This window comes from Ruegeria sp. H7 (genome assembly GCF_056532945.1).
The window spans coordinates 689,269-710,366 of the sequence record NZ_JBQFNZ010000001.1 but is presented as its reverse complement, the minus strand read 5'-3'; the positions used below and the strand labels follow the sequence as shown (position 1 = coordinate 710,366).

Sequence of the window (21,098 nt, the reverse complement as noted above, 5' to 3'; positions counted from 1 at the left end):
TTCCCTGCGGCTGCAAAATCTGGGTTTGGTCGAATCCGCAGGGTTGTGGGACGTTCCCGTCGTCGTCAGGGTGAGCGTGCAAGAGGACGCGTCCAAAGTCAGCTAACAGCTTGCGTCTTTTCAGAAGTTCGGCGGTGAACATTCTTGATTGGGCGATGCTTTTTGTCTATTAGTGCACCATGGGATTGACGATGGCGTCGTCACTAACCGAATTCCGATTAGAGCATCCCTATCCAACCATCCTGAACGCCGGGATCTTGCTTTGCCGCTCTTGTGGTGAGGGAAGGTGCAACCGGTATGAAGCACGCTCCTCCTCGTCACACTCGGCCTGAACAGGAGTATACCGATGTCCGGAATATCCGAGTTTGGCGTTGCAGGACAGCGCCCAGATTTTTACCGTTTTCACCAAGGCGAAAAGGTGCTGCCTTTTGCCGACGCCGAATATGAAGCACGCTTGACCAAGCTGCGTGCGGTCATGGCCGATGAGGGCATTGATGCCTGCGTGTTAACCTCAATGCACAACGTCTCCTACTACTCGGGCTTTTTGTATTGTGCGTTTGGTCGGCCTTACGCTCAGGTGGTCACAGCGACCGAAACCGTCACGTTCAGCGCAGGCATCGACGCGGCACAGCCCTGGCGTCGTGGCTATGGTGACAACATCACCTACACTGATTGGCAGCGGAACAACTATTGGCGTGCGATCCAGTCTGTGACGGGGTCCGGTAAGGTAGTCGGATTCGAAGGGGATCACATTTCCTATACACAACTGGGCTTGATGGATGAATTCCTGGCACCCTCTGTCAAGAAAGACATCGCGCCGACAACCATGCGGTTGCGCATGCACAAATCTGAGGCAGAGATCGAACTGATCCGAGCAGGTGCCGCGACAGCGGACGTTGGTGGATATGCCATCAAGGACGCGATCAAAACCGGAGCGCGCGAGATCGACGTTGCCATGGCCGGACGCGATGCGATGGAATTGGAGATTTCCAAACGGTTCCCAGATTCTGAAATCCGCGACACATGGGTCTGGTTCCAGTCTGGCATTAACACCGATGGCGCGCACAACCCTGTGACCTGCCGCAAACTAGAGCGCGGTGACATCCTCAGCCTCAATACCTTCCCGATGATCTCGGGCTACTACACGGCGCTCGAGCGCACACTTTTCGTCGAGGAGGTGGATCCGGCCAGCCTCAAGGTCTGGGGAGCGAATGTCGCTGCCCATGAATACGGAATGAGCTTGCTCAAGCCGGGTGTGTCCTGCGCCGAGGTCACGCACAAGATCAACGACTTCTTTGCGGAGCGCGACATGCTGCAGTACCGGACCTTTGGATATGGCCATTCCTTTGGCGTTCTGTCGCATTACTATGGCCGTGAGGCAGGGCTTGAGCTGCGGGAAGATATCGACACTGTGCTTGAACCGGGGATGGTGATCTCGATGGAGCCAATGCTGACGATTCCTGATGGCCAGCCCGGCGCAGGCGGCTACCGCGAGCATGACATTCTGGTCATCACCGAAGACGGTAACGAGAACATCACCGGTTTCCCCTACGGACCGGAGCACAACGTCGTCGGGTAAACAGTCCTGATCCAAGGTATGAGCGGCTACAGCTGCTCATACCGGCTCTAGCTGTGAGCTTTCAGCAGGTTGTCCATTCGATCCAGACCGAGTTGGTTGGAGTTACCAAGCACCAACCTTGTTCGGAGGGATCGAATGAACGTGCACAAGAATGCCAGACTGACGCCATTGGGTCGAGAGCGGCTAGTGGGGATGATTGCATGCGGGATGAGTTTTGCGCAGGCTGGGGCGATCTGCGGCTGCTCTGCCAAGACGGCCACGAAGTGGTGGCGGCGGTATGAACAGGAGGGGCGCGAAGGTTTGCAGGATCGCAGTTCACGCCCTTATTCTCTGCGCAATCCTACGCCTGATGACGTGGCAGACCGGATCATCGCCTTGCGCCGTCAGCGTCTTACCGGGGCACATATTGCGGCAAGGACCGGCGTTTCGGCGGCGACGGTCAGCCGGGTTCTGCGCAGGGCGGGCCTTTCGCGGCTACGCGATCTGGAGCCTGCCGAGCCTGTACGCCGGTATGAACGCGATCATCCCGGCGACATGATCCACCTCGATATCAAGCGTCTTGGCAAGTTTGAGCGCGCCGGGCACCGCATCACGGGCGACAGGACAGGCCAGTCGAACAGCCGAGGGATCGGCTGGGAACATGTGCATGTCTGTGTCGATGACGCCTCGCGCCTGGCCTTCACCCAGGTCCATCCCGACGAAAAGGCGGTGAGCGCGGTGGCGCACCTGAATGCGGCGGTGGCCTGGTATGCGTCCATCGGGGTGAAGGTTGCGCGGGTGATGACAGACAATGGGTCGTGCTACAAATCTCATGCTTTCAAGGCCGCCTGTGCCGAGCTTGGCATCCGCCACATCCGCACCAAACCCTACACGCCCAAAACCAACGGAAAAGCCGAGAGGTTCATCCAGACTGCTCTGCGTGAATGGGCCTACGCCCGAGTCTATCAGACCTCAGACGACCGCGCCGCCGATCTGCCGGTCTGGACCCACCTCTACAATTGGCACCGCCCACACACGGCGCTAAAATCAAAACCACCCATCAGCCGGCTAGACTTTGATCGGAACAACCTGTTGAGGTTCCACATCTAGCGCGACACTATTTGTTGTTGCCCACCGTTTTGAGCCGCCCTCGGTGCCCATAGGGTGTTTCGCCGTATCGCTCTTTGTAATGCCGTGAGAATACGTTGTTCGAGTTGAACCCTGACGCCATGGCAACTTCCATGACACTCAGGTTGGTTTCTGTAAGCAATGTGCGCGCGCGTTCCAATCTGATGTTGCGATAGGTTTGCGCCGGAGCCTCGTTCAGCAATTGTCTGAACTGACGTTCAATCTGACGGCGCGAAATACCCGCGCTTGTGGCAAGTTCATCGAGCGTCAGCGGGTCCTCGATATTGTCATACATGGCCCGCAGAACAGCAAGGATACGAGGATTGCGAGAGCTGATGGCCTTGGCGATTGAGGAGCGCTGTTCGCTGCGGGTCGCGACATCGGGGCCGTTCAAACACATATCCGAAACGGCGATTGCAAAGTCTTCGCCATAGTCTTCGGCGATGATCGAAATCATCATTTCAGTTGCCGCAACACCACCACCGCAAGTCAGCAGACTTCCGTCCCTTTCGAACCTCTGTGGTGTGGGCTCCAGATCGGAAAATGCCTCAACAAATCCGGGCTGGTTTTCCCAATGAAGGGTGAAAGTCTTGTCCCTGAGAAAACCCGCGCGCGCGAGGGTCGCAGCACCGGTGCAGATGCCGCCAAGCTTGCCGCCAAACCGGGCGTGGCGGCGTATGCCCCCCAAGACATCGTCGGAGGCCGCCTGAATACTATTGTTGCCCGAACAGACAAAGAGGTAGGTATCGGGGTTCAGATCGTCCAGGCTGCCATGCACATCAATATCGATGCCGGAGGATGACGAAACAGCCCTGCCGTCATCTGAGATGGCCAGCCATCCATAGAGTGGTTTTTGGGACAGCTGGTTGGCGATGCGCAGAGGATCCAGAGCAGCGCTGAACGCGAGCAAAGTGAATTGGGGCAACAGCAGGAACCCGAACCACCGGGTTGCCTTGGGATCCTTGACCGGATAGCTGAACGCCCCCGCGGGCACGAGATCCGGCCGATCTACAGTCATGCTCTCGTTTTTGATCACAGGACGCGATTACTCCGCGATGTCCTCTGCCCAGAGCTCCGGTTTTTCATCGATGAAGCGCTGCATCAGAGCAATGCAATCGGGGTCATCTGCGACTATCACTTCAACGCCTTTCGAGCGTAGGAACTCTTCGTTCCCGCCGAAGTTGGTGTTTTCGCCGATCACCACGCGCGGGATGCCGAATTGAATGATCGTCCCGGTGCACATCATGCACGGGCTGAGCGACGTATAAAGCGTCGTGTCGCGATAGGTCTTCTGGCGGCCGGCCTTGCGCAACGCATCCATCTCGCCATGGGCAATCGGGTCGCCTTTTTGGACACGTTGATTGCGCCCTTGGGCTACGACTTCGCCGCCGCGCGCCAGCACTGAACCTATCGGGCACCCGCCTTCTTCAAACCCGGCTTTGGCCTCGTCGTAAGCGATGCGCAGCAAGCGTGTGTCGTCAGCGTTCATGTCTTGTCCCCCAGGATTGGCCCGTCGTAGTAGGGCAGCCGTTCAACGCTTGGCATCCAGGTGCCATTCTCCTGCAACTGGTCCATATGATCGGCAATCTCGTCAAGGGTGGCAAACCAGACGTCTTTGGTTTCCTGCGTTTTGGCAATCCATGCTTCAACCTGCTTCCACCGCGCCAATCTCCCTGTGAGAAAAGGATGGATGATCAGCATAAAGAAACCACCGGCGTCATACTGCGCCTCGAATTCCTCCCAGAAACCGCTGAGCCCGTGCGACGGGCTTGCAACTGGCATCATGTACCCAATCTCGTCGTAATGCGCGAAGGGGGGCCAGTCGTCGGTACCCCAATGCACAGGCATTTCGTAGAGAGATCCATTGGCCGTGTCCAAACGGTACGGAATGTCGTCGGCCATCATTGAGCTGTCATAGCGAATGCCGTGTTCGATCATCAGATCGACGACTTCCTGCGTTATGTTGTAGACCGGTGCACGGTAACCACGCGGCTTTTGCCCGCAGATGCGCATATGCGCATCGAGCGTGCGCTCGAACCACTCGCGCTGCTCCCCGCGTGTCTTTATAGGGTCTTCGTGCAAGTATCCGTGGTGGCCGATCTCGTGCCCGTCTTTCAGGATCGCCTCGGCCACATCCGGGTAGGTCTCCAAACACCAGCCGGGGATGAAGAACGATTGCTTCAGGCCCAGACACCGGTAGGTGTCGAGGATGCGGGGTAGCGCGACCAGAGGGCCATAGCGGCCCATTGAAATGGGGTAGAGCCGGTCGTGGCTGTCTTCGGGCTTGGCGATGTGGATCAGGCTGTCCGCATCCATGTCGAACGTAATTGCCACGGCGCATTTGGCACCATTGGGCCAGGGGATGGGGTTGCGGATCACATCGTCAGCTTTCGTTCAGGACGTGGGCGCTTTGCGTGTCCCACGACAGCCAGATTTCATCACCAGAGTGCAGATCGAACTTGGACAGTTCGCGTTCCTGCATCTGGACCTTGAATTCATGGCCCTGCGCGTCTTCGAGGAACAGGGTGACCATGGAGCCGACGAATTCTTCAGAAATCAGCTTGCAATACGCCTTGTTCCCGCCGACGGGTTCTTCTGATGCGATGTGCACCAGATCGGCGGAGATCACGAAGCTGGCGTTGTGGTCTTCGACCAGCTGCACCTCGTTCGTGGGTACTGTGAATTCGCCAGAGGTGGTTGTGATGCGCGCCGTACCGCCGTCAACAGATTTGACTTTGCCTGCCAGAATATTGTTGCGGCCCACAAACTCGGCGACGAACTGGTTTGCAGGGGCGCGGTAGATTTCCTTGGGCGTGCCGATCTGACCAATCTCGCCTTTGCCCATGATGATGACGCGGTCGGCCATCGCAAAGGCCTCGGACTGGGAGTGGGTCACGTAGACAAAGGTAATCCCCAACTCGCGCTGAAGGTCCGTGAGGACGGCCTGCATGCGAATTACCAAATGAGCATCCAGAGCTGACAATGGTTCGTCCAAGAGCAGGATCTGTGGCTCCATCACCAGCGAACGAGCCAGTGCAACACGTTGCTTCTGGCCACCTGACAAGGTCGAAATATGGCGGTTCTCAAATTCGAGGATCCCCATTTTGTCGAGCCACTTTATCGCACGCTCTTTGCGTTCCGCCTTGTCAACGCCACGCATCTTGAGACCAAATTCGACGTTTTCGCGCGCCGTCAGGAATGGGAAGAGCGCGAGTGACTGCCAAACCAAAGGCGTGTCGCGCTCGTGCGGGGCAACGTCATTCATCACTCGATCATTTAGGCGAATCTCGCCGTGCGTCGGCGCTTCGAGGCCAGCCAACATGCGCAAAGTTGTGGTCTTGCCGCAGCCGGATGGCCCCATGATTGCGAGGAACTCACCTTCGCGGATTTCGAAATCCAGTTCTTTAACTGCAACGAAATTGCCGAAGTGCTTTTGTACTTTGTCAAAGACAACCAGCGGTTTGCTCATGCGTGCAGGCCCTTGATTTGGCGGCTGGCGAAGAAGAGCTGTGCCAGCACAACCAGCGTCATTGATGTGAGGAAGACGAATGTCCCGATGGCGTTGACCTGCGGGTCAATATTGCCCTGAACGATTTCGAGAACGACCACGGGCAACGTAGAATTCAGGCCAGAGACAAACCATGACACAGCAAATTCGTCGAAGGAGACAGCGGCCGTCAGGAACAGGCTTGAAAAAATGGCAGGCTTGCAGAACGGCACGATCACATGCCGCATGGTCTGCCATTCCGATCCGCCCAGGTTCCATGCAGCGGATTCGAGGTCCGGGTCCATTTGGTTCAGCCGCAGGCGGATCACAGCCATGGCAAAAGGTGCTGTCAGCACGCTGTGCGCAATGATGATCGAATAAAGCTGCCCGGACATCCCGATCTTGGACAGCCACGCAAGCATGGCCAGCGCCATGATGATCAGCGGAATCGTGGGCGGCAGCAGGATCAGCGCAAGGTACGGGCCTTTGAATCGGAAGTTGTACCGGAAGTCGGAATAGGCCGTGCAAAAGCCTAGGAATGTCGCGATCACAGCCGTTGAGCAGGAGACGATCAGGCTGTTGCGCGCGGCTTTCCAGATGTCCGGATCGGCCAGGACCTTAGCGTACCATTCGGTCGAAAACTCACCCAACGGGATCGTCGGGAAGCGCTGCGAGTTGAAGGAAAAGATCATGCTGAAGATGATGGGCGCAAATACGAAGGCGAAGATCAGGACGACATAGATGCCAAGGATAAAGTTGAGGGATGGGCTCTGTTTCATTTTGCGCCCTTCCCCTTGCGATAGGCCAAAGCAATGCCGGTGAAGGCGATGGCAAAGAGCGTAACCATCATCATGATCGCGACAACGGCTGCGCGCGGCCATTGCTGGCCGGACTTGGTGGTATCGAGGATCAGGATTGGCAGGGTCGGTTCCTGCGATCCGCCCAGATAGAAGGGTGCCACAAAGTCACCAAAGGACAGAATAAAGCAGAAGATCGCCGCGATGATCAGCCCGGTCTTGGACAGTGGAATGATCACCTGCCAGATCGTGCGCAGGGGCGAACAGCCAAGGTTGCGCGCCGCCTCAATCAGGTTTTTGTCGATATTGGCCATCGTGACGGTTTGCAGTATGACCACCAGCGGCAGGGTCAGAGTCATGTAGCCCACCAGCGTGCCGAAGTTGGTGTTCAGCATGGTGTAGGGGCCAAGGCCGATGTAGCCCAGCACGGCATTTACCACGCCACTTTCGGACAGAATCACGAACCATGAAAATGTGCGCACCAGATAGCTGGTGAAAAACGGAATGATCAGCAGAAAGATCGCCCAGCGTCGCGTGCTTTCAGAAGCGCGGAAGGCCAATGCAAAGGCTGCCGGAAAGGCGATACACATCGCGCAGACGGTGGACAGTGTGGCGATGCCTATCGTGTACCAATAGCTGTCCCAGAAGAACCCGCGCGTCAGCATCCGCGACCAGTTCACGAACTCGAAGGCTTCGGTCATGCGATAGTTCTTCACCAGGAAGAACGACATCGCGACCATGAACAGAACCGGCCCGACAAAGAAGATCAGCTGCCAGAAGATGATCGGCAAACGCCACGTCAGCGCATAAAGGCTTGGGCGATTTTCAGGATTGGAAGACATGGGGCTGTGCAGGGCTTTCGCGTCTTAAGGGAAAAAGGGGGCGACCTGTTGGCCGCCCTTTTTTGGTTCTTTGGGCCCTAGATCAGGCGCTCTTGTACTCGGACCAGAAGTCGTTCCAGTCCTCCAGCGTCTGCTGCTGAGGAATGTCGCGGTAATGGACCCGGCCTTCCTTGATCAGTGCGATCGGATCTTGCGGATCACCATCGACCTGGTGCGACCGCTTGGCTTCCGCCATGTCAGCCTCGATCAGGGCGGCGCGGCCAGCCTTGGTCACGCAGAAGCCGGGATAGGCCGCCATCTGTGCAGATTTCACCTGACCTGCAGGGGACATCATGTACTGGATGAACTTCTTGGCCTCTTCGGCCTTTTCGCTGCCCTTGCCGATGGAATAGCTTTCAGTGAACTGAATGCCGCCTTCCTTCGGGATCACGGACGCGACAGGCGCGCCGTCTTTTTCTAGAACGCCGGTGATCCAGTCACCGATGCCAACCATCGCCTGCATCTCGCCGTTTTTCAGGCCATTGAACGTGCCGCCATAGTCAAAGAAGCCGCCAACCTGCGAGCGCAGGCTCATGGTGGTCTCCTGAACCTTGGACCACTGATCGTCGTTCAGGTTCCAAAGGTCAGCGCCATTCCCATCATAAAGGCTCATCTGACCTAGGGTCGGCAGGTGCCAGTCAAAATGGCCCACTTTGCCCTGAAGCTCCGGCTTCCAGAAGCAGGAATAGCTTTCCGCTTCTTTCGCTGTCACGGAGTTCTTGTTGTAGGAAACACCCAAGTGCCCCCCGCGCAGGATCATGGAATACATCTTGCCGTCCGCCCAGTGGCCGGGGAACTGCGAGAAGTCTTCGTGCAGCATGTCATCCAGCGGATAATCTGCCGGGTTCATTTCTTCGATGTAGCCAGCTGCGTTCAGCTGCTGCACGAATTCTGCGTCAGACAGGATCAGATCGTAAGTGCCCGGAGGGGATTGGGCGATCAGCGCCAGCATGTTGTCGCCACCAGCATAATACTTTGGCACGAACTTCACGTTGTTTGCAGCCTCATACTCCGCAACCACATCAGCCTCTCCATGGCCGTACCACGCAAGCATGTTGATTTCGGTCGTTGCCGCCCAGGCGCGGCTGACAAATGGTGTTGTCAGAACGGCTGCGCCGCCAGCTTTCAGCAGTTGGCGGCGGTTCAAGCCCAATAGTGATGAAGTTACGGTTGGTCTGTACATTTGTGTCTCCCGGTTGGTCACTCTTTCCCAGCAAAAGAGCATTTGATTTTTCGCCGAACCATAGTGTTCAGTCTGATTTTTGTAGAATGGTATGGTAAAATGAGACTTTTAGGAAATTTATCGTTGATATGCCTTCATAATGAGCAGTTATGCGTCAATAGCGCTCGATGAGCGTTGCTCCAAGGTGTTGATCATGGCATCCATGGCCGCGTATCCGCCCGCACCCAACTGAGCCTGTCGTGCGAAAAGCCCGATGTGCAAAGGGGCAAGAACCGGCAGGCCGTCTTGTTCAGAAAAAGTGCGCATGCCGCTTTGGACCGTCGGAGCAGTCAGGCACGAAAGGCCAAGGCCATCCTGGACCGCGCGTTGAACGCCACCAATGCCGGGACTGGAGTAAGCGATGCGCCAGCTTTTTCCCACCAACTTCAAAGCGGTAGCCATACGGTCGCGGTACACACAACCAAAGGGGTGCGCGACAAGGGGGATGTCAGCATGTTCCGGGATCTCGAACCCGTTGGCGCCAACCCAGGTTGGTTGTTCTTTCCAGTTGCGGAATAGGAACTGCTGGTCGTCCCCGTCGAACAATGCCACGGCGATATCGATTTCGTTGCTCCGCATGGCCGCCAGCAGATGCTTGGACAGATCACATCGAATTTCGATCTGTGTATCGGGGAATTGTCGGACAACGTCCGTCAAACAGGCTTGCAGGGTGTTGACCGCATAGTCCACAGGCAACCCCACCCGCAATCTTGCTGCGGGATCACGCTGCTCAAACTCCGCCATTGCCAGATCGTTCAGGCGCAGAATCTGGCGCGCATGTATGGCCAGAGCCTCCCCCCGCTCCGTGAGCGATATCTCTTTGCCCTTCCGCGCAATGAGCGGATAGCCAACCGCTTCTTCCAAGCGCTTCACTTGCAGGCTGATGGCAGGTTGCGTCCGACCAAGTATCTCGGCCGCGCGCGTGAAACTTGCCACCTCAATGACAGTGATGAAAGCTCTGAGGAGCTCTGTTGAAAGGTTGACCGCGCCCATACGAGAACATTAGCGCTGAAAATGTATAGCGAACAACGATAAAGTTGCTTTATGCAAATCGTATGATCACCCTCTATTCGAACAAGACGCTGACGGACTCTCCATTCGCGATCCGTGTGATCGCCTTGGCGAACATTGGCGCAATCGAAATCTCGCGAATTTTCGATGATGCGGTGACCGCTTCGGTAGCGCAAATTGTGTCGGTGATGACCAGGGACGTCAGATCAGATGCATTGATCCTGTCGACAGCCTTGCCGGACAGGACCCCATGGGTGATGTAAGCAGAAACTTCCGCCGCGCCATTTTCGAGCAGCGCCGTCGCGGCATTACAGAGCGTACCGCCAGAGTCGATAATGTCATCGACCAACATGCAGGACTTGCCAGAGACGTCCCCGATTATGTTCATGACTTCAGACGAGCCGGGCTTGTCGCGGCGCTTGTCTACAATTGCGAGGCCAGTCGAGAGACGTTTCGCCAAAGCGCGTGCGCGCACTACACCGCCTACGTCCGGGGATACGACCATCACATTGTCGCGGTCCTTTTGCTTTTCGATATCCCGCACGATTTCGGGCACCGCGTAAAGATTGTCGGTGGGAATGTCGAAGAAACCCTGAATTTGCCCTGCATGCAGATCCATAGTTAGCACCCGATGCGCGCCCGCCTGCGTGATCATGTTCGCCACAAGCTTTGCCGTGATCGGCGTGCGCGGGGCTGATTTGCGGTCCTGACGGGCATAGCCGAAATAGGGGATCACGGCGGTGATCCGCCCGGCAGAGGATCGGCGCAGCGCGTCGATCAACACCAGCAGCTCCATCAGGTTGTCGTTGGCTGGATAGGACGTTGATTGGATGACATAGACGTCATCGCCGCGCACGTTTTCCTGTATCTCGACAAAGACTTCTTCGTCGGCAAACCGACGCACGTTACACTCAGCCAGAGGGACACGCATATGCGCGGCAATCGCTTCAGCAAGCGGACGGTTACTGTTTCCACAGATCAATTTCATCTGTCGAGCCCCTCTGGTCAGAGTTTGATTGGATGTGCGCCGGGTTCAGGCCTTAGACCGGGAACGCCATCTCGGGTTTGTAGGTCTTGAAGCTTTCCAGATACTGCGCATTGGCCTGGCGCTGCCATTCGGTGCCGGGCTGGATCGCGGTGACGACCTTGTACTTTTCGCGATAGGACTTCGTATTGTCATTCTCTTCCATGACAATCGCCACCATGCCCGCAACTTTGCCCTTCTGCTGTTCAACCAGCTGGACAGCACCATGCATCGTGCCGCCGGTTTCAACCCACTGATCCACCAGCAAAACCCGCGTTCCGGGTGCAAAGGCGGGCGTGCGCATTTCCATCGACTGGGTTTGACCGGAGTAGTTGGTCATAGACGCGCTGTCTGTATCCACACAGAGCTTTCCGGGTTTGCGAATGGGCAGAAACCCCTTCCCGATACGGGCCGCGATGCCCGCCGCCAGAACAAAGCCCATCGCATCAAGGCCCGCGACGACGTCAATCTCATCGGCATCTAGATCAGCCACCAGATCATCCAGCAGATCATGATACGCCTTGCCGTTGATGTAGATTGAGGTCGGGTCAAGCCATGCAAACTTGTCGCCTTTGGTGTTCGGGGCCATCAGCGAGAAGTACCAACGGTCGTCTCTGGGTCCTTTGTCTTGAGCCATCTTTTCTCTCCCTTATGTCTGTGTGAGGTCCATGAGCCGCTTCAGGCGCTCAGGATCAATATTGTAGAAATCGCCGTCAAAATTGATGCCGGTCGCGACCATGAAAAGATCAACCGCATCTGCATATTGCGCTGCGTTTTCAGGTGTGATGCCGGATGCAAGGCCAAGTGCCGTGTCGCCGCAATGCGCGCGAAACGTGTCGATCTTGCCAACATCGGCTGCGTGGCCAGTCGCCACGCCGGAGGTCACAACGACGTCCATGTAGTGCGTCGCGATGCGCGCGCTTTTGCCATACTGTGCTGGATCAACGTCGCGCTGCTTTTTGAATGCGGTGCCGCCGATATAAAGCCCGGTCCAACCGCTTCCTTCGCGGATGGCCGCGATCTCATCTGCTTCGGGCTGATCATCTTCCGCACGGCGTTCATCCATACGTGCGTCATCGGCCCAGTAACCATCGACCTTGCACCCTTCAGCTTGCATCTCTCCCAGAATTGGGAAGGCAAACTTGCCGGTGACCGCCAGAAAATTCACCCCGAGCCAAATGTCCGGGAACGCCTGCCGCATCTCCTTGATGATCGGGACTAGTTTCTCTTTCTCGAAGTCGTGGTTGATCAGAAAAACCCCCGGACACCCGCCAGCAATGGCTGCTTTGATGTTCCGCTCGGCCTGTTCGCTGTCAAGCACATGAATGACAGGAAGAATGACAGGACCAGTTGCGCCAAAGGTCTTTTTGAAGTCGTGTCGATCCATCTCAATTCTCAATCCCGGTTATTGCGAGGACGCTATCATCGGCAATGGAATTTAGAAAATTTATTGTGCTTATTAGTTCATTTAGCTTGGAAATGAATGCATCTCGATGAGAACGCCTGCGGTTCTTTGCAAAACCAGCCGATGTCAAAGCGGAGCTAATCTTCGGCACGTCTCCGACGAGAAGCACGTAAGCTTCATTCCAATATGCCGAGAACTGTCTATGCTCCTTTGCGAATGGCCCCTCGCCAAACAATGCAACTACCCAGACATAATCCACGAAAGCCCGTGCCCATGGCCTCGTTCGACCCCTCCCGACCCGATGGTACCAACCGCAGTCTTGAGATTGCCGTTTCCGCTGACGGCACACCCAGAATGAACCACACCTACACAATCGACGCGCGATGCGGCGTGGCGGTGCGCGTCGGCGCAGGTCAACAGCTAACCGTGATGAACCCCAGCGGCCATCAAGTCTGCGATTTCTGGATTTTTGCAGCAGATGATGTGGGTGAGTATTCTTCGATGGAGCATTTGCACACAGCCCTAGGCTCGATATTCCCCAAAGTAGGTGACAGTGTGACCTCCAACCTGCGTCGCCCCTTGATGACAATCACGGAAGACACATCCGATGGTGTGCATGACACGATAATCGCCTGCTGCGATCATGCCCGGTACCAGCAATTGGGCTGCACGGAATACCACGACAATTGCGCTGATAATCTGCGGATGGCGCTGATGGCCATTGGCCTCAAAGCGCCAGCTGTTCCCGCCCCTTTCAATCTTTGGATGAACGTCCCTGTGCAAGCCGACGGCAGCACAAGTTTCGTCGCACCCGTGTCAAAACCGGATGACCAAGTGACCTTCCGCGCCGATATGGACGTCATCGCCGTCATGTCCGCCTGCCCTCAAGACGTCACGCCAGTCAACGGCGTGGGTGTCGCGCCAGACATTCTGAAGTTCTACGTCGCGGACACCTGACGTATCCGACCAATTCAAAAGCAGTTGATTGATACCCTCGCCGAAGTTGCGCTGTCATTGTGTCAGGAGCTTACGGGGAAAGATCTCAGCTCCGATGGCGATCGTTAACCTTGAAGTGGCGACGTCTAGCGGTTGTTCGAGCAAGGTACAGGGTTGGAACTACGGGCTCCCCTCCGTCATTCGGTAGTGGAACAGATTTTTGGGGCCCGACGAACTCTGAATGTCCGCTCCCGCGGCTCGCGGCCGCAACGCAGCGATGGTTGTGCTGCAAGAGAAAACAAATGCTGCGTCAGCAACATGGCTAAACATCAATGTCGGCAAAGTCCGCATTGCTGTCGTCCATGTGCCATGCAGCTAAGGTCTGGAGCGAGCCCAACCTGTAAGTTCGCTTCAAAGACACACGCACACTCGCAGCATGATTATTGCTGCATCTGCGAAGTTCCTAGCGCTGCGAGGCGGCAGATAGACCAGCCATTGGTACGCAATGCAGTTTCTTTTTACCGTTTGTTTGAGGGCCGATATCCCATTGCCTGTCTTTGGGAAACGCCGCAGTTTCATTGGACCGCTGTGAACTCATTTTTGACCGATGTTGCATTTTGATCGAATGGCAGAAATCAAATCGTTTGCGCCGAAATTTCGACGACTTAGAGCGTTGAAAAATAGCAAGGACGCGGGCCTTTCAACCCAAGCACGTCGCAGAAACTGAATGGCCGACTCTTAATTTCCTTCATTTGTCCACTCTCGTGACCAGCGTTCCAGCTCACTCAGGACGGCGTCCAGAGACTTCCCTTTTTTTGTGAGAGAGTATTCGGTTTTTGGCGGCACCTCCGCATAGACCTTGCGGTGGATAACGCCATGGTCTTCCAGTTCCCGCAGCTTTCGTGTCAGGACTCGCTGCGTAACATCGGGCATTTCGCGGCGCAATTCGCCATACCGCTTGGTTCCCGTTTGCAGCGTGTGCAGTATCTGGCATTTCCATTTGCCACCTATGATCTCAATCGCGACCTCGGCTGGGCAATGGTGATCGGTCATGTTCTGCTTTGCATCATTTGCCATTCCGGACCTCATTTACGGTGCGCATCACAGCTTTGGAAGGAAGCATGGCAAAACCTTGCTCCACATTTTGCAACAGATGCCTACGCTTATTTGCACAGAATTTCCCCGTGGTATCCATTTGGTTCCTACTAACATCAATCGTAGGTAGATGTCATGTTGTTACGACAGTCAATGAAGCGGCCTGATCTGATCCGGGAAATCTGAAAATTCCAGATGACAGAAAAAGGCCTTCTACCACTGCACCCCGCCGAACCAGACAGGAGGCCCCATGAAACCGAACTTCATTATCCCACTCGCCACAGGCGCGCTTTCTCTTGCGCTTGCAACCGGTGCAGCCGCATCTGACAACCCACAATCCACCACCGTTCTTGAGTTTGCGGATGCCAACACCTTGTTCGTTGCAGATTCCGATGGTGCAAAGATTTACGCTTATACGCTGCCGGATGCCGTTCCAGCCACAGAATCTCGCGGCTATAACCTCATTGGGCTCGGCGCGCAGATCGTCGAGCAGTTGGGGGTGAACCCCTTTGCGATCAGCTATCACGATATTGCCGTGAACCAGGTCTCGAAGGAAACCTACATTTCCCTGTCGATCCGTGCAGGCGATGAGAAATCCCCAATGGTCATCCGGGTCGATCAGGATGGGACCATTGTTCCACTCGACCTTGCGGCTCTGAACAGCACATCCTTCGCGCTGAGCGATACCCCGGATGATAGCGTGACGTTCTGGCGTGACATCCCGGCTTCGACCTTCACTGTCACCGATATGGATTATGTCGACGGCTCGCTGTTTGTGGCGGGGCTATCGACGGGGGAGTTCGCCTCGACCCTGCGGCAGGTGCCGTATCCGTTTGACAGCAGCGCCGCCGCTTCCAGTATCGAGATGTTCCATACGGTTCACAATCAGACCGAAACCCGCGCCCCGATCCGCGCGATGAGCGTAGTGGACCTGAACGGGACGCAGACCGTTGTGGCGGCCTATACCTGTACGCCATTGGTCACGATCCCTTCAGCTGATCTGGTCGATGGCAGCCACGTCATTGCTAAAACTGTCGCTGAGCTTGGCTATGGCAATACCCCGCTTGAGGTGCTGCATTTCACCGCGCCCAATGATGAGTTCCAGCCCGAAGAATATGTGCTGGTCATCAACAAGGAACGCGACGCCGACCTGATGCGCGTGACCGACCTTGCGACCGCATCGGCAAGCGAAGGCCTGTCGCAACCTGTATTGTGGGGGGATGCCGGTGTGGAAACCACAGCGCGTCCGTTGGGCGCCGTGTTGCAGGCCGATGATCAGGATGAGCAGTATCTGCTGACGCTGAAACGGAACCTCGATACCGGCGACGTTGATCTCGTGTCCTACCGAAAAGGTGCGTATTTCCGCCTGAATGACTTTGTGAGCGAATACAACTTCCCTGATTACGCCTATTCCGATGAGCAGGAGTTCTACCGCACATTCCAGAACCTGCTGAAAGCGGATGCAGGCTATCCAGATCTGCAAAGGTAGGATGCATATGCGAAGCCTGATTGTATCTGCGGGCGTCGCACTGGTCGGTTTCATATCGGCCAGTGCAGCCGCATATGCTTGTGAAGCAGACAGTTCGCCGACAGCCAAGGTCGAGCAGGTTTACCCGTCAGCGAATATTCTGCCCGAAAACCTGCTACGCTTTTATATCTACTTCTCTGAGCCCATGGCTCGTGAGGGGATATGGAACTCGGTCGTTCTGTTGGATGCAGATGGGGAAGTCGTGCCTGGTGCATTCATCGAGAACAAGTTCGACCTCTGGTCTCCCGATGACAAGCGCTTGACGGTTCTGTTCGACCCGGGTCGGGTCAAAACAGGTTTGGTGGCACATAATACATTGGGCCGGGCACTGGAGGCGGGAAAGAGCTATACCTTACAGGTCGGTGCAAGCGCCGAGACTCGTAGCGGATGTAGCATCGGTAGCGATTACGGCAAGAGCTTCGAAGTTGCTGAGGCTGATTTCGATGCGCCGGATTTGGCGGCGTGGCAAGTTATCGCGCCGCTTGCAGGTACAAAAGAGCCTTTGCGTGTTGAGCTGGATGGTCCAACCGATCACTTGTCAATGGCCTATCTTATTCGGGTCAAGGATGCTGATGGCAGTTTCGTGCGTGGCGCACTGCAGTTGGACGACAATGAACAGGCATGGGTGTTCACACCTCAAAAACCCTGGACGGAGAAATCGCACCAGATTGAAGTGAGCACGATGCTGGAGGATATTGTCGGCAACCGCCTGACTGGATTGTTTGACCGCCCCGTAGTGAAAGACGGCTTTAGTGAGCCGGGTTCTGAGGTTGAAACCCTACCCTTCACGCCGCACCCGAACTGAGAATTAACACAAGAAAGAACACCAAAATGAAACTCTTCTACGCGCCCGGAACCTGCGCACTTGCCCCTCATATCGCGCTGGAATGGACCGGTACATCCTATGAGGCTGAACGCGTCGAACTGGGATCAGACGACTATCTCAAAATCAATCCGCTCGGCATGGTGCCTGCGCTGAAAGATGGTGATCACCGGATTATGACGCAGGCGGATGCGATCTTAAAATATATCGAGACGAAGTTCCCCAATGCCGATCTTGGTGTTGCAAAAGATCCACTTAGCCAGTTTGAACTGGATGAAGCATTGGCTTTTCTGACCGGGGATTTCCATCCGGCATTCTGGCCCTTCTTTGTGCCGGACCGATTTACAGCCAGCACTGAAGAAGCCGCACAGAATGATGTGCGCGAGGCCTCTTTTGCCCGGATTGTCCGGGTCATGAACCACCTTGAGATGCTCCTGGAAAGCGGCACGCATGTGGTTGGTGGCAAGCGTACAATTGCTGATCCCTACGCCTTCGCCATGACCCGTTGGACGGCGCACACGCCAAAGCCATGGCAGGAATATCCTGCTGTAAAACGGTTTATGGAAACTATGTTGGAAGACAATGGTGTGCAGAATGCCATGAAAACCCAAGGCTTGGATTAGCCATGGCACAGTATGACTACAATGCCCCCCAATACCATGTCGCAACACGCGACAAGGTGAACACAGAGCTTCTGCGGGGCATCTTTCCCGCGGATCGTTCTGCTTGGGACAACGATCCGCAGTTTCTGGGCTGGCCTGCCCATCTGCAACGCTTGCATGCCTCAATATCCGAGGCCAGCGCACGGTTGGTCGGGGGGCTGGAGGCCGTTCTGGACGAACCCGAAGGTAGCGTTCAGGAGGTGATGGGGCTGACCGGCATGAACCGTCTGGGCATTGATCTGGTTGTACATGTTCATGGGCATCACGGGTTTGAGGATGCCAATGTCCTGCCGGGTTTCCTTGGGCGGTTTCCCCAATTGTCACAGGCGATTGATCTTCTGGAAAACGACCACACATTCCTGGACCAGGCGCTGGATCAGTCGGAATTGGTCTTTGCCAAGCTTAATGGAGAGGGCACATCAAAAGCCACGGTCGGAAAGGCGCTTGAGCAGGCCAAGGTACTGAACAAGATATTGCACCGGCACACCTATGACGAAGAAGATATCCTGATCCCGGCGGTGCTGCGTGCCTATGCCTGAGACCCCCGAAGACATCCCCCGGCTCTTTGCCGAAGCCTGGAATGCCCGCGACGCGCAGGCGCTTGCGTCGCTCTTTGTCGAAGATGCGGATTTCGTGAATGTCGTGGGCCTCTGGTGGGACAACCGCAATGAGATCGAGCGCGCGCATCTCTACGGCTTGACGACTTTTTTCCGCTATTCGGAGATTGCGGCGCGGCGCGTCAAGGTGCGGCAGGTCGGTGACGACGTCTCAATCATCCACACACGCTGGAAGTTAACGGGTCAGATCGATAAAAACGGCCTGCAACTTGATACGCGTTTCGCGATCATGGTGTTTGTGGCGCAACGAAAGCAAAGCGGGTGGGCCGTTCTGGCCGCACAAAATACCGACATCGTACCCGGTGCAGAAACCAATGTCGTCAGTGACGGTGTGATGAGAGCTGCGGACTATCGAAAGTAAGACGAATTTTGACAGTGTTTGCTCAAGTGTTGTCGAATGATGGTCAACAAGAGCATCGCAGACAATTTCCAGCCCATAACCTGAAGTCCGCCGTACCGCCAATTTCGAACAGAACTAATTGGTTTGGCGCCACGGAGTGGCTATTCAATAGCCGCTCTAGCGGTAAATGTTGCTTCACGGCAAGAACCATGCCGAGCCCGCGAGTGTTTTCTGCGTCAGCAAAGGGCGGGTTTGTCCTGCGTCGGGCTTTTCGGAACAAGCCGCGGCGAAAACCTGATCTCCGAGCCGGCCAAATCAACGTTGTCGAACGTCTGGTTCGGTGATGCTCGCTGCAGGGCGGCGGTCGACCTGCCGCAACCGCAAAACTATGCCGCGTCAGCGAAGGTCGAAAATCCAATGGCGGTTTTGTCCCGACAGCGGTAATTGTGAACCTCTGTGAGGATCGTCGGCTTTGGACCCTTCTAGAGCTTTTGATTGGCTCTGATATTTGTAGTCCGGATTTAGCAATAACAATGCTTCTTGAACGAGAGTGTATCGGGTTAAAGTTGAGTTTCCCGGCGTTCTGAATCTCTTCGGTTTGCCTGGAGTTCGACGTGGATGCACCGGTTGATATTGAATCTTTCACTGCAATAGTTACATTGATCTTAACAATAAAATGGCCGGAATGATCTTGACGCTGTCTGAGATTGAACCGGGACAGCGCCTGGCTGAAACAAGTGCCCAGACATATAACACGTTAGAATGCGCTTGCGTGGACCCGAAGTGAAACCCGGGGCCGCATTGTATCTGACGTTCTGAATTCGGCTCCGCCTATGTGAGGAGCCACGTCATTGACTGCGCTGAAGTTAGTTTATCAATCTCCCAACGCTCTTAAGCCAAGGAACAGAAATCCCAGAACGCATTCGAAAAGCCAGATCCGGCAGGTGATGCGCTCAATCGAGCACTTTGGGTTTACCAACCCCGTTCTTGTTGATGATGACAATCAGCTCATTGCGGGACATGGCCGTGTCGAGGCAGCCAAACTCTTGGGGTTGGAGCAAGTCCCAACGATCTGTTTGTCAGGCATGAGCCAAGAGGACATTCGGGCTTATGTCATCGCGGACAACAAGCTTGCTGAAAATGCGGGTTGGGATGCAGGCCTTCTGGCGCTCGAATTCCAGTACCTCGATGAGTTGGAAATCCCATTTGATCTCACACTAACGGGTTTCGAGTTGCCTGAGATCGATCTGAGCATCCAGGCGCTGAGACTGGATGGTGAGGAAGGGCAGGATCCGTTGGATCAGGTTCCGACACCAACTGGGAATTCGCCGGTAACCCGGGAGGGTGACATCTGGCACATTGGCCCTCATCGCCTGATCTGCGGGGATAGCACCAGGGCGGAGACCTATGCCGCTTTGCTCGGATCGGAACGTGCTCAGATGGTCTTCACAGATCCCCCTTACAACGTGCCCATACGGGGACACGTCTCGGGCTTGGGATCGGTTCAGCATCGAGAGTTTGCCATGGCGTCCGGTGAAATGTCGCCAGAAGACTTTCAGTGCTTCTTGACGACTGTATTCAAACACCTTGCCGCCTATAGTGAAGACGGTTCCATTCATTTTCAGTGTATGGACTGGCGCCATATAAGAGAAATCCTTGGGGCAGGGGACGTGGCTTACTCCGAGCTCAAAAACCTTTGTGTTTGGTCTAAGACCAATGGCGGAATGGGATCGCTGTACCGCTCACAGCACGAGTTGGTGTTTTTGTTCAAATCGGGGGCCGGCAAACACATCAACAATGTCGAACTTGGAAAGAATGGCAGGAACCGGACGAATGTCTGGACTTATGCCGGAGCCAATAGTTTTGGTGAAGGGCAGGGCGGCCTTGAGATGCACCCTACAGTTAAGCCTGTGGCATTGGTGAGGGACGCCATTCTGGACTGCTCACATCGTGGCGGGTTGGTGTTGGACCCATTCTGTGGGTCGGGATCCACACTTGTAGCGGCTGAGCAATCGGGTCGCCGTGGATATGGGGTCGAGCTTGATGCAGCCTACTGTGACGTGATCCTGCGCCGTTTGACGGAAACATTCGGCCTGATCCCACGTCTTGGTGAAGACGGTCCGGTGTTTCATGAGGTCGCGGCTGATCGTGCAAGCGAAGGTGTCAGTGCGATAGCTGAATCGGAGGCAGCAGATGCGTGACAAAGACTACCAAGTTGGCTTCGGTCGTCCTCCTCGGGATACTCAGTTCCAAAAGGGACAATCCGGAAATCCAAAAGGCAGGCCCCGTAAAAAAGGGTCCATTGAACTGGATCTGGATCAGGTCCTGGATCAGCAGGTCAGAGTTCGTTTGCCCGGCGGCAGCAAAAACATGGACGCGCGCGAAGCCACACTGCGTGTGCAGGTTGATAAAGCGCTCAAGGGAAACATCCAATCGGCAAGGTACGTGCTAAAGCAGTTTGAAAAATATGAAGCCATAACACCCCCGCGATCGAAGATACAAACAGGCGTGGTGATCGCACCAAGAGCCCCCGTGCAAGAACATGAAAACGACACCTAATGGCTATCTTCAACGCTCAAAGACT

The 21,098-nt window shown here is 55.6% G+C and carries 22 protein-coding genes; 10 read left to right on the top strand and 12 right to left on the bottom strand.

All coding sequences use genetic code 11. The features are described from left to right. The first annotated feature begins 346 nt into the window (after window positions 1-346). Together ACR0AC_RS03345 and ACR0AC_RS03340 are read left to right on the top strand one after the other, a co-directional pair. On the top strand, window positions 347-1,579 hold the full coding sequence (locus ACR0AC_RS03345) for an aminopeptidase P family protein (protein ID WP_050687573.1): 1,233 nt from the start codon (window positions 347-349) through the stop codon (window positions 1,577-1,579). 135 nt (window positions 1,580-1,714) lie between these two features. Further along, a complete protein-coding gene (locus ACR0AC_RS03340) occupies window positions 1,715-2,668 on the top strand; it encodes an IS481 family transposase (protein ID WP_050687571.1) in 954 nt (317 codons plus the stop codon). A 7-nt stretch (window positions 2,669-2,675) separates the two neighbouring features. Here ACR0AC_RS03340 and ACR0AC_RS03335 read toward each other — a convergent pair whose 3' ends face one another. The 11 genes from ACR0AC_RS03335 to ACR0AC_RS03285 form a co-directional block, all read right to left on the bottom strand. After that, entirely contained in the window at window positions 2,676-3,704 is a 1,029-nt protein-coding gene (locus tag ACR0AC_RS03335; RefSeq protein ID WP_050687621.1) for a GlxA family transcriptional regulator, read from the bottom strand. A gap of 27 nt (window positions 3,705-3,731) precedes the next feature. Next, window positions 3,732-4,175 (bottom strand): nucleoside deaminase, encoded by a 444-nt coding sequence (locus ACR0AC_RS03330; protein WP_050687569.1) that lies wholly within the window; start codon window positions 4,173-4,175, stop codon window positions 3,732-3,734. Beyond that, on the bottom strand, window positions 4,172-5,065 hold the full coding sequence (locus ACR0AC_RS03325; protein WP_050687567.1) for a polysaccharide deacetylase family protein: 894 nt from the start codon (window positions 5,063-5,065) through the stop codon (window positions 4,172-4,174). The genes ACR0AC_RS03330 and ACR0AC_RS03325 overlap by 4 nt, the downstream gene beginning before the upstream one ends. Window positions 5,066-5,069: 4 nt before the next feature. After that, window positions 5,070-6,155: an ABC transporter ATP-binding protein gene (locus ACR0AC_RS03320; RefSeq protein WP_050687565.1), complete on the bottom strand. Its 1,086-nt coding sequence runs from the start codon at window positions 6,153-6,155 to the stop codon at window positions 5,070-5,072. Beyond that, the gene (locus ACR0AC_RS03315) at window positions 6,152-6,952 is read right to left on the bottom strand and encodes an ABC transporter permease (RefSeq protein ID WP_171327813.1); all 801 of its coding nucleotides are present in this window, start codon (window positions 6,950-6,952) and stop codon (window positions 6,152-6,154) included. Before ACR0AC_RS03315 ends, ACR0AC_RS03320 begins: the two co-directional genes overlap by 4 nt. Then, complete coding sequence (locus ACR0AC_RS03310) at window positions 6,949-7,812, bottom strand: ABC transporter permease (protein WP_050687562.1); 864 nt, start codon at window positions 7,810-7,812, stop codon at window positions 6,949-6,951. The genes ACR0AC_RS03315 and ACR0AC_RS03310 overlap by 4 nt, the downstream gene beginning before the upstream one ends. Before the next feature lie 82 nt (window positions 7,813-7,894). Next, window positions 7,895-9,034, bottom strand: a complete 1,140-nt coding sequence (locus ACR0AC_RS03305) for an ABC transporter substrate-binding protein (RefSeq protein WP_050687560.1) — start codon at window positions 9,032-9,034, stop codon at window positions 7,895-7,897. Between the two features lie 147 nt (window positions 9,035-9,181). Further along, entirely contained in the window at window positions 9,182-10,066 is an 885-nt protein-coding gene (locus tag ACR0AC_RS03300; protein ID WP_050687558.1) for a LysR family transcriptional regulator, read from the bottom strand. A 73-nt stretch (window positions 10,067-10,139) separates the two neighbouring features. Beyond that, the gene (locus ACR0AC_RS03295) at window positions 10,140-11,072 is read right to left on the bottom strand and encodes a ribose-phosphate pyrophosphokinase (RefSeq protein WP_050687556.1); all 933 of its coding nucleotides are present in this window, start codon (window positions 11,070-11,072) and stop codon (window positions 10,140-10,142) included. 52 nt (window positions 11,073-11,124) lie between these two features. Beyond that, window positions 11,125-11,745: a phosphoribosyltransferase family protein gene (locus ACR0AC_RS03290; RefSeq protein WP_050687554.1), complete on the bottom strand. Its 621-nt coding sequence runs from the start codon at window positions 11,743-11,745 to the stop codon at window positions 11,125-11,127. 12 nt (window positions 11,746-11,757) lie between these two features. Next, complete coding sequence (locus ACR0AC_RS03285; protein ID WP_050687546.1) at window positions 11,758-12,495, bottom strand: BtpA/SgcQ family protein; 738 nt, start codon at window positions 12,493-12,495, stop codon at window positions 11,758-11,760. Between the two features lie 291 nt (window positions 12,496-12,786). Between ACR0AC_RS03285 and ACR0AC_RS03280 the strand changes: the two genes are divergently transcribed. After that, window positions 12,787-13,470, top strand: a complete 684-nt coding sequence (locus ACR0AC_RS03280; protein WP_050687544.1) for a DUF1989 domain-containing protein — start codon at window positions 12,787-12,789, stop codon at window positions 13,468-13,470. 717 nt (window positions 13,471-14,187) lie between these two features. Here ACR0AC_RS03280 and ACR0AC_RS03275 read toward each other — a convergent pair. Then, window positions 14,188-14,526 (bottom strand): winged helix-turn-helix transcriptional regulator, encoded by a 339-nt coding sequence (locus tag ACR0AC_RS03275; RefSeq protein WP_480627416.1) that lies wholly within the window; start codon window positions 14,524-14,526, stop codon window positions 14,188-14,190. A gap of 268 nt (window positions 14,527-14,794) precedes the next feature. On the opposite strand from ACR0AC_RS03275, the gene ACR0AC_RS03270 reads away from it, so the two are divergent. The 7 genes from ACR0AC_RS03270 (at window position 14,795) to ACR0AC_RS03240 (ending at window position 21,073) form a co-directional block, all read left to right on the top strand. Continuing rightward, the gene (locus ACR0AC_RS03270) at window positions 14,795-16,033 is read left to right on the top strand and encodes a hypothetical protein (RefSeq protein WP_480627417.1); all 1,239 of its coding nucleotides are present in this window, start codon (window positions 14,795-14,797) and stop codon (window positions 16,031-16,033) included. A gap of 7 nt (window positions 16,034-16,040) precedes the next feature. Continuing rightward, a complete protein-coding gene (locus tag ACR0AC_RS03265) occupies window positions 16,041-16,877 on the top strand; it encodes an Ig-like domain-containing domain (RefSeq protein WP_480871927.1) in 837 nt (278 codons plus the stop codon). Between the two features lie 26 nt (window positions 16,878-16,903). Next, entirely contained in the window at window positions 16,904-17,518 is a 615-nt protein-coding gene (locus ACR0AC_RS03260) for a glutathione S-transferase family protein (RefSeq protein WP_480627419.1), read from the top strand. Window positions 17,519-17,520: 2 nt separating this feature from the next. Beyond that, window positions 17,521-18,096 (top strand): hemerythrin domain-containing protein, encoded by a 576-nt coding sequence (locus ACR0AC_RS03255; RefSeq protein WP_480627420.1) that lies wholly within the window; start codon window positions 17,521-17,523, stop codon window positions 18,094-18,096. Continuing rightward, on the top strand, window positions 18,089-18,535 hold the full coding sequence (locus ACR0AC_RS03250) for an SgcJ/EcaC family oxidoreductase (RefSeq protein WP_480871925.1): 447 nt from the start codon (window positions 18,089-18,091) through the stop codon (window positions 18,533-18,535). The genes ACR0AC_RS03255 and ACR0AC_RS03250 overlap by 8 nt, the downstream gene beginning before the upstream one ends. 830 nt (window positions 18,536-19,365) lie before the next feature. Further along, complete coding sequence (locus tag ACR0AC_RS03245) at window positions 19,366-20,715, top strand: site-specific DNA-methyltransferase (RefSeq protein WP_480780265.1); 1,350 nt, start codon at window positions 19,366-19,368, stop codon at window positions 20,713-20,715. After that, complete coding sequence (locus tag ACR0AC_RS03240) at window positions 20,708-21,073, top strand: DUF5681 domain-containing protein (RefSeq protein ID WP_170449314.1); 366 nt, start codon at window positions 20,708-20,710, stop codon at window positions 21,071-21,073. Before ACR0AC_RS03245 ends, ACR0AC_RS03240 begins: the two co-directional genes overlap by 8 nt. Window positions 21,074-21,098: the final 25 nt, after the last annotated feature.

Coding starts and splice junctions, on each gene's coding strand:
- ACR0AC_RS03345 (WP_050687573.1), top strand. CDS start 347: ATGTCCGGAATATCCGAGTTTGGCGTTGCAGGACAGCGCCCAGATTTT.
- ACR0AC_RS03340 (WP_050687571.1), top strand. CDS start 1,715: ATGAACGTGCACAAGAATGCCAGACTGACGCCATTGGGTCGAGAGCGG.
- ACR0AC_RS03335 (WP_050687621.1), bottom strand. CDS start 3,704: ATGACTGTAGATCGGCCGGATCTCGTGCCCGCGGGGGCGTTCAGCTAT.
- ACR0AC_RS03330 (WP_050687569.1), bottom strand. CDS start 4,175: ATGAACGCTGACGACACACGCTTGCTGCGCATCGCTTACGACGAGGCC.
- ACR0AC_RS03320 (WP_050687565.1), bottom strand. CDS start 6,155: ATGAGCAAACCGCTGGTTGTCTTTGACAAAGTACAAAAGCACTTCGGC.
- ACR0AC_RS03315 (WP_171327813.1), bottom strand. CDS start 6,952: ATGAAACAGAGCCCATCCCTCAACTTTATCCTTGGCATCTATGTCGTC.
- ACR0AC_RS03310 (WP_050687562.1), bottom strand. CDS start 7,812: ATGTCTTCCAATCCTGAAAATCGCCCAAGCCTTTATGCGCTGACGTGG.
- ACR0AC_RS03305 (WP_050687560.1), bottom strand. CDS start 9,034: ATGTACAGACCAACCGTAACTTCATCACTATTGGGCTTGAACCGCCGC.
- ACR0AC_RS03300 (WP_050687558.1), bottom strand. CDS start 10,066: ATGGGCGCGGTCAACCTTTCAACAGAGCTCCTCAGAGCTTTCATCACT.
- ACR0AC_RS03295 (WP_050687556.1), bottom strand. CDS start 11,072: ATGAAATTGATCTGTGGAAACAGTAACCGTCCGCTTGCTGAAGCGATT.
- ACR0AC_RS03290 (WP_050687554.1), bottom strand. CDS start 11,745: ATGGCTCAAGACAAAGGACCCAGAGACGACCGTTGGTACTTCTCGCTG.
- ACR0AC_RS03285 (WP_050687546.1), bottom strand. CDS start 12,495: ATGGATCGACACGACTTCAAAAAGACCTTTGGCGCAACTGGTCCTGTC.
- ACR0AC_RS03280 (WP_050687544.1), top strand. CDS start 12,787: ATGGCCTCGTTCGACCCCTCCCGACCCGATGGTACCAACCGCAGTCTT.
- ACR0AC_RS03275 (WP_480627416.1), bottom strand. CDS start 14,526: ATGGCAAATGATGCAAAGCAGAACATGACCGATCACCATTGCCCAGCC.
- ACR0AC_RS03270 (WP_480627417.1), top strand. CDS start 14,795: ATGAAACCGAACTTCATTATCCCACTCGCCACAGGCGCGCTTTCTCTT.
- ACR0AC_RS03265 (WP_480871927.1), top strand. CDS start 16,041: ATGCGAAGCCTGATTGTATCTGCGGGCGTCGCACTGGTCGGTTTCATA.
- ACR0AC_RS03260 (WP_480627419.1), top strand. CDS start 16,904: ATGAAACTCTTCTACGCGCCCGGAACCTGCGCACTTGCCCCTCATATC.
- ACR0AC_RS03255 (WP_480627420.1), top strand. CDS start 17,521: ATGGCACAGTATGACTACAATGCCCCCCAATACCATGTCGCAACACGC.
- ACR0AC_RS03250 (WP_480871925.1), top strand. CDS start 18,089: ATGCCTGAGACCCCCGAAGACATCCCCCGGCTCTTTGCCGAAGCCTGG.
- ACR0AC_RS03240 (WP_170449314.1), top strand. CDS start 20,708: ATGCGTGACAAAGACTACCAAGTTGGCTTCGGTCGTCCTCCTCGGGAT.